The 14,574-nt window shown below is 51.0% G+C and carries 12 protein-coding genes; 6 read left to right on the top strand and 6 right to left on the bottom strand.

Annotation, left to right across the window (positions count from 1 at the left end; translation table 11 throughout):
- Positions 1–11: 11 nt before the first annotated feature.
- Positions 12–1,190, top strand: coding sequence for a D-xylose utilization transcriptional activator XylR (gene xylR, locus P2W74_RS00675; RefSeq protein WP_192614135.1), 1,179 nt, complete (start codon positions 12–14; stop codon positions 1,188–1,190).
- 47 nt (positions 1,191–1,237) lie between these two features.
- Here the strand turns inward: xylR and P2W74_RS00670 are convergent, their stop codons facing one another.
- Positions 1,238–2,062, bottom strand: coding sequence for a protein bax (locus P2W74_RS00670; RefSeq protein WP_276293510.1), 825 nt, complete (start codon positions 2,060–2,062; stop codon positions 1,238–1,240).
- A gap of 316 nt (positions 2,063–2,378) precedes the next feature.
- Here P2W74_RS00670 and malS point away from each other — a divergent pair, with 316 nt between their 5' ends.
- Both malS and avtA read left to right on the top strand, forming a co-directional pair.
- Positions 2,379–4,409: an alpha-amylase gene (gene malS, locus P2W74_RS00665; RefSeq protein WP_276293509.1), complete on the top strand. Its 2,031-nt coding sequence runs from the start codon at positions 2,379–2,381 to the stop codon at positions 4,407–4,409.
- Positions 4,410–4,586: 177 nt separating this feature from the next.
- The gene (avtA, locus tag P2W74_RS00660; RefSeq protein WP_412767213.1) at positions 4,587–5,837 is read left to right on the top strand and encodes a valine--pyruvate transaminase; all 1,251 of its coding nucleotides are present in this window, start codon (positions 4,587–4,589) and stop codon (positions 5,835–5,837) included.
- A 43-nt stretch (positions 5,838–5,880) separates the two neighbouring features.
- Here avtA and P2W74_RS00655 read toward each other — a convergent pair whose 3' ends face one another.
- Positions 5,881–6,354: a 4Fe-4S binding protein gene (locus P2W74_RS00655; protein WP_276293507.1), complete on the bottom strand. Its 474-nt coding sequence runs from the start codon at positions 6,352–6,354 to the stop codon at positions 5,881–5,883.
- A 181-nt stretch (positions 6,355–6,535) separates the two neighbouring features.
- Positions 6,536–7,354 carry a helix-turn-helix domain-containing protein gene (locus P2W74_RS00650; protein WP_276293506.1) on the bottom strand — a complete coding sequence of 273 codons (819 nt, stop codon included), beginning with the start codon at positions 7,352–7,354 and terminating at the stop codon, positions 6,536–6,538.
- A 237-nt stretch (positions 7,355–7,591) separates the two neighbouring features.
- Here P2W74_RS00650 and P2W74_RS00645 point away from each other — a divergent pair, with 237 nt between their 5' ends.
- Positions 7,592–8,992, top strand: a complete 1,401-nt coding sequence (locus P2W74_RS00645; protein ID WP_276293505.1) for an MFS transporter — start codon at positions 7,592–7,594, stop codon at positions 8,990–8,992.
- Positions 8,993–9,002: 10 nt separating this feature from the next.
- The gene (locus P2W74_RS00640; protein WP_276293504.1) at positions 9,003–10,958 is read left to right on the top strand and encodes a glycoside hydrolase family 127 protein; all 1,956 of its coding nucleotides are present in this window, start codon (positions 9,003–9,005) and stop codon (positions 10,956–10,958) included.
- A 114-nt stretch (positions 10,959–11,072) separates the two neighbouring features.
- On the opposite strand, the gene P2W74_RS00635 is transcribed toward P2W74_RS00640, so the two are convergent.
- Positions 11,073–11,813 carry a MipA/OmpV family protein gene (locus P2W74_RS00635; protein ID WP_276293503.1) on the bottom strand — a complete coding sequence of 247 codons (741 nt, stop codon included), beginning with the start codon at positions 11,811–11,813 and terminating at the stop codon, positions 11,073–11,075.
- A 121-nt stretch (positions 11,814–11,934) separates the two neighbouring features.
- Here P2W74_RS00635 and P2W74_RS00630 point away from each other — a divergent pair, with 121 nt between their 5' ends.
- Positions 11,935–12,912, top strand: a complete 978-nt coding sequence (locus P2W74_RS00630) for a LysR family transcriptional regulator (protein ID WP_276295275.1) — start codon at positions 11,935–11,937, stop codon at positions 12,910–12,912.
- Here P2W74_RS00630 and P2W74_RS00625 read toward each other — a convergent pair.
- Positions 12,906–14,042 carry an HlyD family secretion protein gene (locus tag P2W74_RS00625; RefSeq protein ID WP_276293502.1) on the bottom strand — a complete coding sequence of 379 codons (1,137 nt, stop codon included), beginning with the start codon at positions 14,040–14,042 and terminating at the stop codon, positions 12,906–12,908. The two genes, P2W74_RS00630 and P2W74_RS00625, sit on opposite strands and share 7 nt — an antisense overlap.
- A 5-nt stretch (positions 14,043–14,047) precedes the next feature.
- Complete coding sequence (locus P2W74_RS00620; protein ID WP_276295274.1) at positions 14,048–14,371, bottom strand: DUF3302 domain-containing protein; 324 nt, start codon at positions 14,369–14,371, stop codon at positions 14,048–14,050.
- Positions 14,372–14,574 lie beyond the last annotated feature (203 nt).

Raw genomic sequence — 14,574 nt, 5'->3', positions numbered from 1 at the left:
GGAAAAGAACCATGTTTGATAAACGTCATCGTATCACGCTGTTATTTAACGCCAACAAAGCTTACGACCGTCAGGTCGTCGAAGGTGTCGGTGAATATTTGCAAGCGTCGCAATCCGAGTGGGATATCTTTATTGAGGAAGACTTTCGTGCCCGGATTGATAACATCAAAGAGTGGCTGGGAGATGGCGTCATCGCCGACTACGACGACGATGAGATTGCCCGCCTGCTTGCTGACGTTGACGTTCCCATCGTCGGCGTCGGCGGTTCCTACCATCTTCCTGAACATTACCCTCCGGTCCATTACGTCGCCACGGATAACTTCGCATTGGTGGAAAGCGCCTTTCTGCACCTGAAAGAAAAAGGGATTAACCGTTTTGCCTTCTATGGCCTGCCCGCCTCCAGCGGTAAACGCTGGGCAGCAGAACGTGAATACGCGTTTTGTCAGTTAGTGGCGGAAGAGAAATACCGCGGCGTGGTCTATCAGGGGCTGGAGACAGCGCCAGAGAACTGGCAGCACGCACAAAATCGGCTGGCAGACTGGCTGCAAACCCTGCCGCCACAAACCGGCATTATTGCGGTGACTGACGCCCGTGCGCGGCATGTGCTGCAGGTCTGTGAACATCTGCACATCCCAGTGCCCGAAAAGCTGAGCGTCATTGGGATTGATAACGAAGAACTCACCCGTTACCTGTCACGCGTCGCGCTCTCGTCGGTCGCACAGGGCGCGCGGCAGATGGGATATCAGGCCGCCAAAATGCTGCACCGCCTGCTGGCCAACGAAGAGATGCCCTTACAGCGTATCCTCGTCCCTCCGGTGCGCGTCGTTGAGCGTCAGTCGACCGATTATCGTTCGCTCACGGACCCGGCCGTCATTCAGGCCATGCATTTCATTCGCAATCATGCCTGTAAAGGTATCAAGGTTGATCAGGTGCTGGATGCGGTGGGCATTTCTCGCTCAAATCTGGAGAAGCGATTCAAAGAGGAAGTAGGAGAGACTATCCACGCCGTAATCCATGCTGAAAAACTGGAAAAAGCACGTAGCCTGTTGATTTCCACCACACTGTCGATCAACGAAATCTCGCAGATGTGCGGCTATCCTTCCCTGCAATATTTCTATTCGGTCTTTAAGAAAGAGTATGGCACGACCCCGAAAGAGTACCGTGACCTGAACAGTGAAGTGTTGTTGTGATGTGCTTGCCGGATGGCGACGCTAATGCGCCATCCGGCATTTAACGATTACATATGCGCGGCAATTAAGCGCTGGTTATCCTGGTACATAGCGAACAGATAGTTGTTATAGCTCTGTCCTTTCGTTGAATAACCCTTCAGCTTATGAATCATCGCCGTAGCTGTCACTTCCTGATCCGCTTTGCGCAGCTGCGCGCGCGACTTACGGAAGGAGGAGTAAGCCGGGTGGGTATTCAGGTTGATGACATAGGCGCTGACCGACTCTTTAACAGAGTCGAACTGAGAATAGCCTTTCACTTTACCTGGCGCGTTGCTGCAACGGCCTTTCCCACACTTCATACCAAACAGATTGTTATTGCTACGGGCCAGCTTAGAGGTACCCCAGCCGCTTTCTGCCGCAGCCATTGTCGCCACCATGCTGGTAGGGATAATGTCGACACGCTCAAGTAACGTGTTCCACGGAACTTTACGCGTATTGCCGGACCAGCTCACCTTGTAGCGTTTCGCGATATCTTTCATACGCGCACGCTCAGAAGGCGACCAGCGGTTCTGGTACTGCTTTGAAATCAGCCAGTTACGATCCGCCGTAATGGCAGCATTTTGACTGGTAATATAAGGCATAACCGTCCGGAGAAACGCTTTTTTCCTTGGTGTTCCGGAAGGGTATTTTCGCAAATCAGGAAGTGAACTGCTCTTTGCACTATTGCGAGAATACTCTTGTTTACTGCTTGCCTGTGTATTACTTGTCTTGGTTACATGGGACTTCTGACTCGTTGTCGTTGTGTGCGTCTTTGCCAGCACCTCACCCGAAAATGCGATGGTGAGTAACATAAGAATCATTGCCCCATATCGTCGAATGGGAGTCAATATCATTAGGTCTCCTGGTCGGATTTATACATTCCAACACCTTATATTTTTCACAAAAATGAGAGTTGAATCTCAAATCATATCAAAAATAGCCGTCCAGAGCACCCAAAGGAATAGTCCAATTCTGAAACTATGTCACGCGCTAACGGTTAGGAATGTCATTAATTCGATGAAAATGTGGAGGTTATCGCAAAATAAGGCTGTTTTTTGCGCACGATCGCTCATCCTCGCGCCTCATCCTGGAGGTATTCATCCAAAGGATGAGTTTGCCGCCCCATTTCACTGGCAAACTGACTAAAATCGCCGCAACAAGGACCGCGTTATGAAACTTGCCGCCATTGCTCTGGCGTTGATGCCCGGCATTGCGATCGCTTCATCATGGACAACGCCCGGCTTCCCGGCATTCACTGCACAAGGAACGGGTAAATTTGTCAGCCATACCACGTTGACGAAGGGTACTCGTCCTTTAACGCTGACGTTTGACCAACAGTGCTGGCAGCCCGCAGAGACGATAAAGCTCAATCAGATGCTATCCCTCAAACCGTGCGAGGGAACCCCTCCGCAATGGCGGCTTTTTAAAGCGGGCGACTATACGCTGGAGGTGGATACCCGCTCGGGTACACCGACGCTGATGCTGTCGGTAAAGAATGCCGCCGAACCTGTCGCCCATCAGATACGCCAGTGTCCAAAATGGGACGGTTCGCCGCTGACCCTGGATGTCGCCGGGAGCTTTCCGGAAGGCTCAAAAGTACGCGATTTCTACAGCCAGCAAATCGCCACGGTTAAAAATGGCCACATCACGCTCCAGCCCGCGGCGACCAGTAATGGACTTTTACTGCTGGAACGGGCAGAGACCGACGCTCCCGCTGCATTCGACTGGCATAACGCCACCGTCTATTTTGTGCTGACAGACCGCTTCCAGAATGGCGATCCGACAAACGACAACAGTTATGGCCGCCATAAAGACGGTATGCAGGAGATCGGTACCTTTCATGGCGGCGATTTACGCGGGCTGGTGAGCAAACTGGACTATCTGCAGCAGCTTGGCGTCAACGCCCTGTGGGTAAGCGCCCCCTTTGAGCAAATTCATGGTTGGGTCGGCGGCGGTACCAAAGGCGATTTCCCCCATTACGCCTACCACGGTTATTACACCCAGGACTGGACCACGCTTGACGCCAATATGGGTACCGGTGACGACCTGCGCGCACTGGTTGACGGCGCACATCAGCGCGGCATTCGAATTCTGTTCGATGTGGTGATGAACCATAGCGGTTACGCCACGCTGGCGGATATGCAGGAGTACCAGTTTGGTGCGCTGTATCTATCGGGAGACGAGCTGAAGAAAACGCTCGGTGAGCGCTGGACGGACTGGAAACCCGCAGCAGGTCAAAGCTGGCACAGCTTTAATGATTACATCAACTTCGGCGATAAAGCCGCCTGGGAAAAATGGTGGGGAAAAAAGTGGATCCGCACCGACATCGGTGATTACGACGCGCCGGGCTTTGATGACCAGACCATGTCCCTGGCCTTTTTACCGGATCTCAAAACCGAGTCCACCACCCCTTCTGGCCTGCCCGTCTTCTATCAACACAAACCGGATACCCATGCCAAAGCCCTTGCGGGTTACACGCCGCGAGATTATTTAACCCACTGGTTAAGCCAGTGGGTACGGGACTACGGTATCGACGGTTTCCGCGTTGATACCGCCAAACACGTCGAACTTCCCGCCTGGCAACAACTGAAAACGCAGGCCAGCGCGGCGCTGGTTGAATGGAAACACGCCAATCCAGACAAGGCGCTGGATGACAGCCCCTTCTGGATGACCGGTGAAGCCTGGGGTCATGGCGTGATGCAAAGCGACTATTACCGCCACGGCTTCGACGCGATGATCAATTTTGATTACCAGGAACAGGCGGCAAAAGCGGTCGATTGTCTGGCAAACATGGATCTCACCTGGCAACAGATGGCGGAAAAGTTGCAAGATTTCAACGTTCTGAGCTATCTCTCATCACACGATACTCGCCTGTTCCGGGAAGGCGGCGATAAAGCTGCGGAGCTGTTGCTGCTGGCGCCAGGGGCTGTACAGATCTTTTACGGTGATGAGTCTGCGCGACCTTTCGGCCCCACCGGCTCCGATCCTCTGCAGGGGACACGGTCAGAGATGAACTGGCAGGATGTGAGCGGTAACGCGGCTGACGCCGTTGCGCACTGGCAGCGTATCAGCCAGTTCAGATCCCGCCATTCCGCCATTGGCGCGGGTACACAAACGACCCTTTCATTAACGCAGGGATACGGCTTCGTGCGCGAGCGTGGTGACGATAAAGTGATGGTCATTTGGGCTGGCCGCCCCTGATTCCATCTGGGTTCTGGCATCCACTATGTGTCAGAACCCTTTAGCAAAACAAAACACTAATCAGACAGAAACTGGCAGCATAAAGTGTGATTCTCTTCACAGTCGCCTGATTTGCACCCTGCCAGAGGTAGCGCTATGGTTAGCCACTTTACTACTCAGCCCGACAGACCATCTGCTATGACATTCTCACTTTTTGGCGACAAATTTACCCGCCACTCAGGCATTACCCGCCTGATGGAGGACCTCAACGACGGTTTACGCACGCCTGGCGCAATCATGCTTGGCGGCGGTAACCCGGCGCAAATCCCGGCGATGCAGGAATACTTCCACGCGCTCCTGGCTGAGATGCTGGAGAACGGCAAAGCCACTGATGCGCTTTGCAATTATGACGGTCCGCAGGGAAAAACCGAACTGCTGGACGCGCTCGCCGCACTGCTCCGTGAAACGCTGGGTTGGGATATCGGGCCACAAAATATTGCGCTAACAAATGGTAGTCAGAGCGCATTTTTCTACTTGTTTAATCTCTTCGCCGGACGCCGCGCCGACGGCACGACCAAAAAAGTGCTTTTCCCGCTCGCGCCGGAATACATTGGCTATGCCGATTCCGGTCTGGAAGAAGATCTCTTCGTTTCGGCTCGCCCGAATATTGAGCTGCTGCCGGAAGGCCAGTTTAAATATCACGTTGATTTTGAACATCTGCATATCGGCGAAGAGACGGGCATGATCTGTGTATCGCGCCCAACAAACCCAACAGGCAATGTCATCACCGACGAAGAGCTCATGAAGCTGGACGCTCTGGCGCACCAACACGACATCCCGCTAGTGATTGATAACGCCTACGGCGTTCCCTTCCCGGGGATTATTTTCAGCGACGCTCGACCGTTGTGGAACCCCAACACTATCCTGTGCATGAGCCTCTCCAAGCTGGGGCTTCCCGGTTCTCGCTGCGGTATTATTATCGCCAATGAAGAAATCATCACCGCCATCACCAACATGAACGGCATTATCAGCCTGGCGCCTGGGGGGATGGGGCCCGCGATGATGTGTGAAATGATCAAACGCAACGATCTGCTGCGCCTGTCAGAGACGGTGATAAAACCGTTTTATTACCAGCGCGTTCAGGAGACGATTACCATCATTCGTCGCTATTTATCTGAAGACCGCTGCCTGATCCATAAACCGGAGGGCGCCATTTTCCTGTGGTTGTGGTTTAAGGATTTGCCCATCACCACAGAATTGCTCTATCAGCGCCTGAAAAAACGCGGCGTCCTGATGGTGCCTGGCGACTACTTCTTCCCTGGACTGGATAAACCATGGCCGCACACGCATCAATGCATGCGGATGAATTACGTTCCCGATCCGGAGAAAATCGAAGCGGGCGTAAAAATTCTGGCCCAAGAGATTGAACGCGCCTGGCTTGAGGGCTGACAGTTCGTCACATTCCCGGTCATGATTGCCGGGAATGTCGTGTTCACAACGGTTGGGAAAGCAGACGATGACGTTGGAGCGTGGCGACGTCCAGGCACGCTAAGGCATGGGTTGGACAGGCCTCGACGCAGGCGGGTCCCGCCTCGCGATGCCAGCAAAGATCGCACTTGATGGCCTGCGCCCGGGACATCTTCGAAACCACATTCATCGCCCCAAACGGGCATGCCAGCATACAACTTTTACACCCGATACAGCGCGATTGCTCAACGAAGATATGCCCACGTTCGCGACGAATAGCCTGCGTCGGGCAGACGTTCGCACACGGTGCGTCTTCACATTGATGGCAGGTCACCGCCGTCGTGAACGCATTATCTTTAATGACCCGAATTCGCGAGACAAATTCTCCAGGAGACACCGCTGCGCAGTCCTGGCTCTCCTGATGTGAGACCACACAGGCAACTTCGCAGGTACGACATCCAATGCACTTCGCTGCATCCGCCACAATAAATGGGTTCATGACCTGCTCCATCCGCCTTAAAGCGCCAGATTGCCAGAGAGGCCGCCAACGCTGCTTTGATCCGACAACGGAAACCCTTCATTTTTGTCAGATGCCCGTCATGTTCTGGTGTTTTGCCTGATACATTGACTCCCGAACACAAAAAACCAGCGCAGGTGAAATTGCCAGAGCGGTCTTGCCATCACGCAGAGTTAATATGTTCCTTGCAGTACCGCTGCTTCCAGGTGGCGGGGGTCAACCCTGTGTTTTTACGGAATATTTGACGAAAATAACCCACATCGTTAAACCCACATAATTCTGCGACCTCTTTCAGCGAGCAGGCATCACTGATGAGCAATTTCTCCGCTTCCCGCACGCGTTGACGGTGTATGGCTTCCGTTAACGTCAGGTGAAATACCCGGCGATACACCCGGCCAAGATAATCAGCATTGCAATGAAGTTCCTTCGCCAAAATCGCGGTAGAAAGCGCTAAATGATATTGCGTGCGAATAAGCTGTCGTGCTTTCCAGGCCAACACGCTCCCCGCGTCATTGTTGTTTTCACGTTGTTGGGCAGAACACGTAAGCTGTTGCAAAATAAGCAAGACAATAAACTCTAGCGCCGGGCCGCGCTGAAGTTTTTCCTGTTCACTCATAAATTGACGAAACAGCGCCACTAACGCCTGGGGATCGGTGACTTGAGTATGCTGGGGTACAGAGAGATGGGTCAACCAGCGTGGGTCGTTGTCCGGTGCTTTGACTTCAAAGTGAAGCCAGTAAAACTTGAGGTCGGCGGGGAAATCCGCCGCGCCAGTATGACGCCGATGCGGCCAGAGCAACAAGCTTTCCCCGGCTTCCACGTAAAATGTGTGCTCCTCTTCCTGAATAGCCAACTGACCTTTTTCAACAAAGATAATTTCCCATGACGCCAGTCGTCTGGCTGGATGGCGTCCCACACCACGGGAAATGAATAATCCACCGTTTTGTACTTTAATCGGTAATGTCATGGATAATTCGAGCATAAATATGTAATTTTCCATTAAAAAGGCATAAGAAGATCACGTTATACATTGATTATTAATCAAAAAATAAAACCTCCCTGGATCTGAATCACAAATTTAATAACAGGTCGGAATCGTCATCTTTTTTTACTCTATCGTCGCCTTGTTGCCACCCGCGATCCAGGCAGAATTAATCAGGTCATATCCCGTAAAACAATAATCACTGAAAGATACCTCACCCTTTAGCGAGGAATATCCATGACCTCTACACCGATTGCGCCCCCCCATACTGTCCGGAACAATGCCGATGATGCGCTGACCGTACGTGAGAAGATAGGCTACGGACTGGGGGATGCAGGCGGGACCGTCATCACCTGCCTGATCATGAACTTTCTCACTTTTTTCTACACTGATGTGTTCGGTTTAACCCCCGCACTGGTCGGTACGCTGTTTATTGCCCTACGTGTCTTCGACGCCATTTCCGATCCCATCATGGGAGTGATTGCCGACCGCACACAAAGCCGATGGGGACGCTTTCGTCCATGGCAGCTGTGGATTGCCTTTCCCATTGGCATCATCGGCGTTCTGACCTTTACCGTGCCGGATGCCAGTATGGGGATAAAAATCGCCTGGGCATTCGGTACTTATCTCTTACTTTCGGTTGGTTATACCGCTATCAACGTGCCTTACTGCGCGTTGATAAATACCATGACCACCCGCCACAACGAGGTAATCTCGTGCCAGTCCTGGCGATTTGTGCTGTGTGGCGTCGCCGGGTTTCTCGTTTCTGTCGGGCTGCCCTGGATGGTCGATGTACTCGGTCAGGGCAATACGGCCGAGGGCTATCAACGGGGTGTTGGCGTGCTCTGTGCGGTCGCCGTAGTGATGTTTTTATGCTGTTTCTTCTGGGTACGTGAGCGTGTTCCGTTGGCGATGATGGGGCAATTTACCCTGCGCGAACATCTCGGCGGACTGCGTAAAAATGACCAGTTATTGCTGATGCTGGTGATGTCTTTCTTGCTAATCAACGTGTTTAACATTCGCGGCGGCGGGTATATGTACTTCATTACTTACGTTCTGGAGGGCAGCACCGCTTACACATCGCTCTTTTTCACCATGGTGACTTTCGCCTCTATTCTCGGTTCCGTGATTGTTAACCCCCTGACTCGCCGGGTAGATACCGTCAAACTCTATTACTACACCAACCTGGTGCTGGCTCTGTTTGCCGTGCTGATGTGGTTTCTCCCCTCCGGCCCGGGTTACCAGACGCTGTGGCTGGTCATCATTCTCGGCAACGGCATTATTCTTGGGTTCACGTTACCACTACACTTCTCACTGATGGCGTTTGCCGACGATTATGGTGAATGGAAAACCGGCGTGCGCTCTTCCGGCATGAACTTCGCCTTCAATCTGTTTTTCATCAAACTGGCCTGGGCTTCCAGCGCAGGGATCATCAGTTTGCTATTCATTTTTGTCGCCTATCAACCCGGCACGGCTAACCAGACTCCGCACTCTTTACAGGGAATTACTGCCATGGAAACGCTACTCCCGGCCCTGTTTCACCTGCTGTTGGCGCTGTCGATCCGTCGTTGCAAACTCAATAACCCGATGATGTCTCGCATTGCCACCGACCTGCGTCAGCGTCATGTACAGCCTTAAGGAGCACACAGTGAACGTACAGGAAATCGATCTGCATAAACTCACGGTTAACGATCCGTTCCTCGGACAATATCAGCAACTGGTCCGCGATGTCGTTATCCCCTACCAATGGGACGCGCTGAACGACCGTATCCCTGAAGCCGATCCCAGCCATGCGATAGAGAATTTCCGTATTGCCGCAGGCCAGAAATCGGGGGAGTTTTACGGGATGGTGTTTCAGGACAGCGACGCTGCGAAGTGGCTGGAAGCCGTTGCCTGGTCGTTGTGCCAGAAACCGGACGCTAATCTTGAAAAAACAGCCGATGAGGTAATTGCACTGATCGCGGCCGCCCAATGCCCGGATGGATATCTCAACACCTGGTTTACGGTAAAAGAACCTGAGAAACGCTGGACTAACCTGGCGGAGTGCCACGAACTTTACACCGCCGGACACATGATAGAGGCAGCGGTTGCATGGTTTCAGGCAACCGGTAAACGCAATTTACTGGAGGTTGCCTGCCGCCTTGCCGATCATATCGACAGTGTATTTGGCGCAGAGGAAGATAAGTTGCAGGGTTACGATGGACACCCGGAAATTGAACTGGCGCTAATGCGTCTGTTTGAGGTCACTCAGGAAACACGTTATCTGCGGCTGGTGAATTATTTTGTTGAACAGCGCGGCACGCAGCCGCACTTCTACGACACCGAATTCGATAAACGCGGTGGTACCTGGCACTGGCCTAATCATGGCACCGCCTGGATGGTGAAAGACAAACCATACAGCCAGGCGCATTTACCGCTATCAGAGCAACCCGTGGCTATCGGTCATGCCGTCCGTTTTGTTTATTTGATGACCGGAGTGGCGCACCTGGCTCGCCTGAACCACGATGAAAGCAAACGCCAGGATTGCCTGCGTTTGTGGCAAAACATGGCCCAGCGCCAGATGTACATTACTGGCGGAATTGGCTCACAAAGCCGGGGAGAAGCATTCAGTAGCGATTACGATTTACCTAACGACACGGTGTATGCCGAAAGCTGTGCGTCTATCGGGTTGATGATGTTCGCTCGCCGGATGCTGGAACTGGAAGCCGACAGCCAGTATGCCGATGTTATGGAACGTGCCTTATATAACACCGTGCTCGGTGGGATGGCGCTCGATGGCAAACATTTCTTCTACGTTAACCCGCTGGAAGTCCATCCCAGGACATTAAAATTCAATCACATTTACGATCATGTGCAGCCGGTTCGCCAGCGCTGGTTTGGCTGCGCCTGCTGCCCGCCAAACATCGCACGCGTACTAACCTCCATAGGCCATTACATCTACACTCAGAGTGAAAACACCTTATATATCAACTTGTATATAGGAAACCGCGTAGAGGTTCCGGTGCAAGACAGCACGCTGAAACTCTGCATCAGTGGAGACTACCCCTGGCATGAACAAGTAAAAATCACCATAGAATCCCCGCACCCCATTCATCACACCCTGGCCTTACGCCTGCCCGACTGGTGTTCTGAGGCCCATGTCACCCTGAATAATCAGGCGGTGGAACAGGACATACGTAAAGGCTATCTGCACATTACCTATACATGGCAGGAAGGAGATGCGCTGGTTCTGACCTTGCCGATGCCGGTGCGCCGCGTGTACGGTAATCCGCTGGTCCGTCATGTCACGGGTAAAGTCGCTATCCAACGCGGACCGCTGGTCTATTGTCTTGAGCAAGCGGACAACGGCGAAGAATTACACAATCTATGGTTGCCCAACGATAGCGAATGTAGAGTAATTGAAGGCAAAGGAATATTCGCCCGTAAAATCCTGATCCAGGCTGATGGCGTAAAACAAAGCGTCGCCGATGCGGATCGACAATCGCTGTGGCACTACGACGTCTCACCCGGTTCCCGACAAGCGCATACGCTGACATTCATTCCCTGGTTTAGCTGGGCAAACCGTGGCGAAGGTGAAATGAGGATTTGGATCAACGAGAAGTAATGGGTAGCCTGCCGGATGGCGGCACTAGCGTGTCCTGTCCGGCCAACCGTTGTGAGCATTTCACGATATGGCGTAAGAATTCGCCCTCTTCCCTGAGGGCAAACAGGATGATAATCAGAAACGCCAACTCACCCCAGACAGGAAAGTGAAGCTGTCGTCGCGATCTACCATCGGGCTGTCTTTAACATCGTCCGGCAGTACGGTATACGTCGCACTGGCAACCAGTACCAGGTTGTTGGTTAACGGATACTTCATGGCCAGACCTACATACGGCATCCAGCTGTCGTCAGGAGAGTAGCTGGACAGTCCGCTGCGGCGGGATTCGCTGTCCGATACACCGTAGTAGTAGTCGTTGAAATTTTTGTCGTAATAGAGAACACCAGCAGACGGTGTAAGGGTGAATTTACCCACAGGCATAGGGCGGAAAACAGAAACTTCACCCACCCAACCATTGCTGTTATCCAAAACATCTGCGGCAGCAGACACTTTCACGCTTCCCCACTTCTCGTGGCGATACCATGCGGCACCGACCATAGCTGTGCTGTCGCGCTTATCCAGCTGCTTCATGTCATGCTCGTCGTTGTCGGCAGGATCAAACTCCAGCGGCATCCAGGAAGCGGTTATGCTAAATTCATTTTTTTCATTTTTTGAAAGAATATAGCCTAAGGATGTTTGTCTGAAATAAAAAGACTCACTTTCGTAACTGATCAGCGGTGCCGCATGAACATTTTCATTATATCCGCGATAAGGTGATTCATTATAAACAGCACCGGCACCAAGAGAGAATTCTGAAGCAGTTGCACTCGCCATAAAAGACATTGCAAATACTGCCAAAATATTACGTTTAATTAACATGCCCAACTTTCCATTTTAAAATAAGCTACAAAGCGCGAGCATAATAATGCTTACAATTTCAACGATGCAATGCACATATTTATATAGTAATATATAAATTCATATATACATGGGTTCTATGATGAACAAACAACAACTCAAGCCGAGAGAATTAAAGATTATCTCGGTGATTGCGGCCAGCGAAAATATCAGCCATGCCGCGTTAGCGCTGGGTATCGCTCAGGCAAACGTTAGCAAGTACCTTGCTGATTTTGAATCAAAAATAGGGTTAAAAGTATTCGACAGAACCACCCGACAGCTCACGCTCACGCCGTTTGGGGCCGCGCTTCTCCCGTATATCAATGCTTGTCTGGATAAAAATAATCAGTTAACTAATTTTATTGCTGATTATAAGCATGAGAAACGTGGACGCGTTACTGTGTATGCGCCTACAGGAATTATTTCTTACTTATCTAAGAATGTTATCGCTAATATAGCCGATATTGGCGATATTACCTTGACACTTAAAACATCAAACCTTGAAAGAAAAGCATTTTATGAAGGCGTCGACTTTCCTGATGACTGCGACATTATGGTGACGTATGCACCACCGAAAGATCAAACGTTGGTTGCCTCATTTCTGGTTAAATATGCAGTCAGCGCTTATGCAAGTCGTGAATATCTTAAAAAGCATCCCATTAATCATCCCCAGGAACTTGAAAATCATTCCTGTATTCTTATTGATTCAATGATGATTGATGATGCCAATATCTGGCGCTTTACATCTAACGGGGGGGAGGATGCTAATGAATATCGGGTGAAGGGAAATTATGTTTGCGACAATACGCAAGCAGCACTCGATCTTGCCCGTAATCATTTGGGCATTGTGTTTGCGCCTGATACAACATTAAAGCAGGATATTCAGTCTGGAACGTTGAGCCCCTGTTTTGCGGAACAACATCAATGGTGGCTGGATTTAGTCGTTATCTTCCGCAAGCGTGAATATCAACCCTGGCGAGTGCAGTATGTGCTGGATGAGTTGCTGAATGAAATTCGTCATCAGCTTGCTCACGTAATCCAGAAATCACCTGAGCAAGCTTATCAATTAACAGATCAATGATCGAGATACAGGTAGTGCATCCAACTGGTCATTCGTAACAGCACTTTACGCATAATGGAGACGTGGCTGAAGTGCTCGGAATAGACGGCAACCTGGGCGAAGATACCGTCAGGCAGCGCGTTGAAATCCACATTCTCATTCAGTTCGATGCTGGCAATCACCCCATCCGTTCCGGGCGTTATGTTTAAAGATTGCAAAGCCCCCATCGACTGATACGTCCCCCCGGGTACTGCGGGACTAATGGAAGAGAGCTTCCCGCTATACACTCTCCCCGGCAGGGCGTTAAACACCACTTCAGCTTCATCGCCAGGTTTCAGACGCAGCAGCGAATTCTGCCGGAACTGGGCGATGATTTGTCGTTTCTGGCTGGGAATAAACACCATCACTGGACGCAGAGGCAGTGCGGCGGCATAGGTGCCTGGACGTATCAATACCTGCGTCGCATACCCATCGCTCGGCGCGCGCACGACGGTTTGTTCAAGGTTAAATTCCGCTTCCGCAAGTTGCGCTCTGAGGCTTGCGACCTGCGAGTTTTCGCCCTGAACCAGACTGTCTAACTGACTTTGAATCTGCTGTTCTTCTGCAATGGATGATTTTACTGCGGCTTCCTGAGCCAGGTAGTTCTGCCGTGCAGCATCAATATCGCGTTCCGAGAATGGATTCACTTTTGCCTGACTGCCCTGCAGATAACGCTGATAATCTTTCCCGAGTCGGTCTCGTGTGGCTTTCGCCTTCTGTGTATTTGCCTGCATTTCTGCCAGCTGCGCGACAAGCGTCTGCTCTTTATGGGTCGCCGTGACAATATCAGCCTGCAGACGATCAACCCGGGCCTGATAACGTCCCGGATTCAATTTAAAAAGAACTTCCCCTTTTTTTATCAGGGTATCTTTCTTATCCGTCACTTCGATGACAGTACCCGTCACCAATGGCACTACCGGAATGGAGACCACCGCCTTCTGCGCTTTAAAAGTATACGGATGGTTATAGTTCATCAGTAATATTAAACCGCTAACAATAAATATACCGCCCAATGCTGCAGTCGGTATTGTCCATTTATTGACGGGAATTTTGAAGATTTTAAACATGGCCCATGCAAAAGCCACATAGGTGAGAATAATCAGTAAATCCATAAAAATTACTCCGCTGGGGAGGACTTAGCCTCGGCCAGTTTTTTTTCCAGTCCGGCGACACGCTGTTGCAACTCAATAAGATCAGGGTTATGACTCTGCATTCCCCATCCGCGGTCCGAACGATAAAGCGTTGCCCAAATCCATAAGAAGGGCCAAATAATATGTAGCGTAAACAAGCTCACCCAGCCCGCGACATGTATCGCGTCGGCATGTGGATGATTACGTTTTTTCGCAATTAGGTAGGGAATATCATGCAGAATGATAATCCCATAAAAAATAACCAGGAATACGACAACCAATACACCTAACGCAAAATAATTCAGGAACATATTTCCCTCAAAAACCCAAAAAATATCAATCAGTATTTTAACAAAACCAAATACATCTGGAGGATAGTAATGGGGGGTGCGCTCGCCAGGCAATGACCATATTTATATAAAGTCATATAGATTTATATATACTATGGCGATATTGCGGATGGCGCTGCGTTGGATTTGAAGGGAATCATGCCCGGTAAACGAGAGGTCACCGG

It is taken from the genome of Citrobacter enshiensis (assembly GCF_029338175.1).
GTDB classification, from domain to species: Bacteria; Pseudomonadota; Gammaproteobacteria; order Enterobacterales; family Enterobacteriaceae; genus Citrobacter_D; species Citrobacter_D enshiensis.
This window is presented reverse-complemented; position numbering and strand designations above follow the sequence as displayed.

Coding starts and splice junctions, on each gene's coding strand:
- xylR (WP_192614135.1), top strand. CDS start 12: ATGTTTGATAAACGTCATCGTATCACGCTGTTATTTAACGCCAACAAA.
- P2W74_RS00670 (WP_276293510.1), bottom strand. CDS start 2,062: ATGATATTGACTCCCATTCGACGATATGGGGCAATGATTCTTATGTTA.
- malS (WP_276293509.1), top strand. CDS start 2,379: ATGAAACTTGCCGCCATTGCTCTGGCGTTGATGCCCGGCATTGCGATC.
- avtA (WP_412767213.1), top strand. CDS start 4,587: ATGACATTCTCACTTTTTGGCGACAAATTTACCCGCCACTCAGGCATT.
- P2W74_RS00655 (WP_276293507.1), bottom strand. CDS start 6,354: ATGAACCCATTTATTGTGGCGGATGCAGCGAAGTGCATTGGATGTCGT.
- P2W74_RS00650 (WP_276293506.1), bottom strand. CDS start 7,354: ATGCTCGAATTATCCATGACATTACCGATTAAAGTACAAAACGGTGGA.
- P2W74_RS00645 (WP_276293505.1), top strand. CDS start 7,592: ATGACCTCTACACCGATTGCGCCCCCCCATACTGTCCGGAACAATGCC.
- P2W74_RS00635 (WP_276293503.1), bottom strand. CDS start 11,813: ATGTTAATTAAACGTAATATTTTGGCAGTATTTGCAATGTCTTTTATG.
- P2W74_RS00630 (WP_276295275.1), top strand. CDS start 11,935: ATGAACAAACAACAACTCAAGCCGAGAGAATTAAAGATTATCTCGGTG.
- P2W74_RS00625 (WP_276293502.1), bottom strand. CDS start 14,042: ATGGATTTACTGATTATTCTCACCTATGTGGCTTTTGCATGGGCCATG.
- P2W74_RS00620 (WP_276295274.1), bottom strand. CDS start 14,371: ATGTTCCTGAATTATTTTGCGTTAGGTGTATTGGTTGTCGTATTCCTG.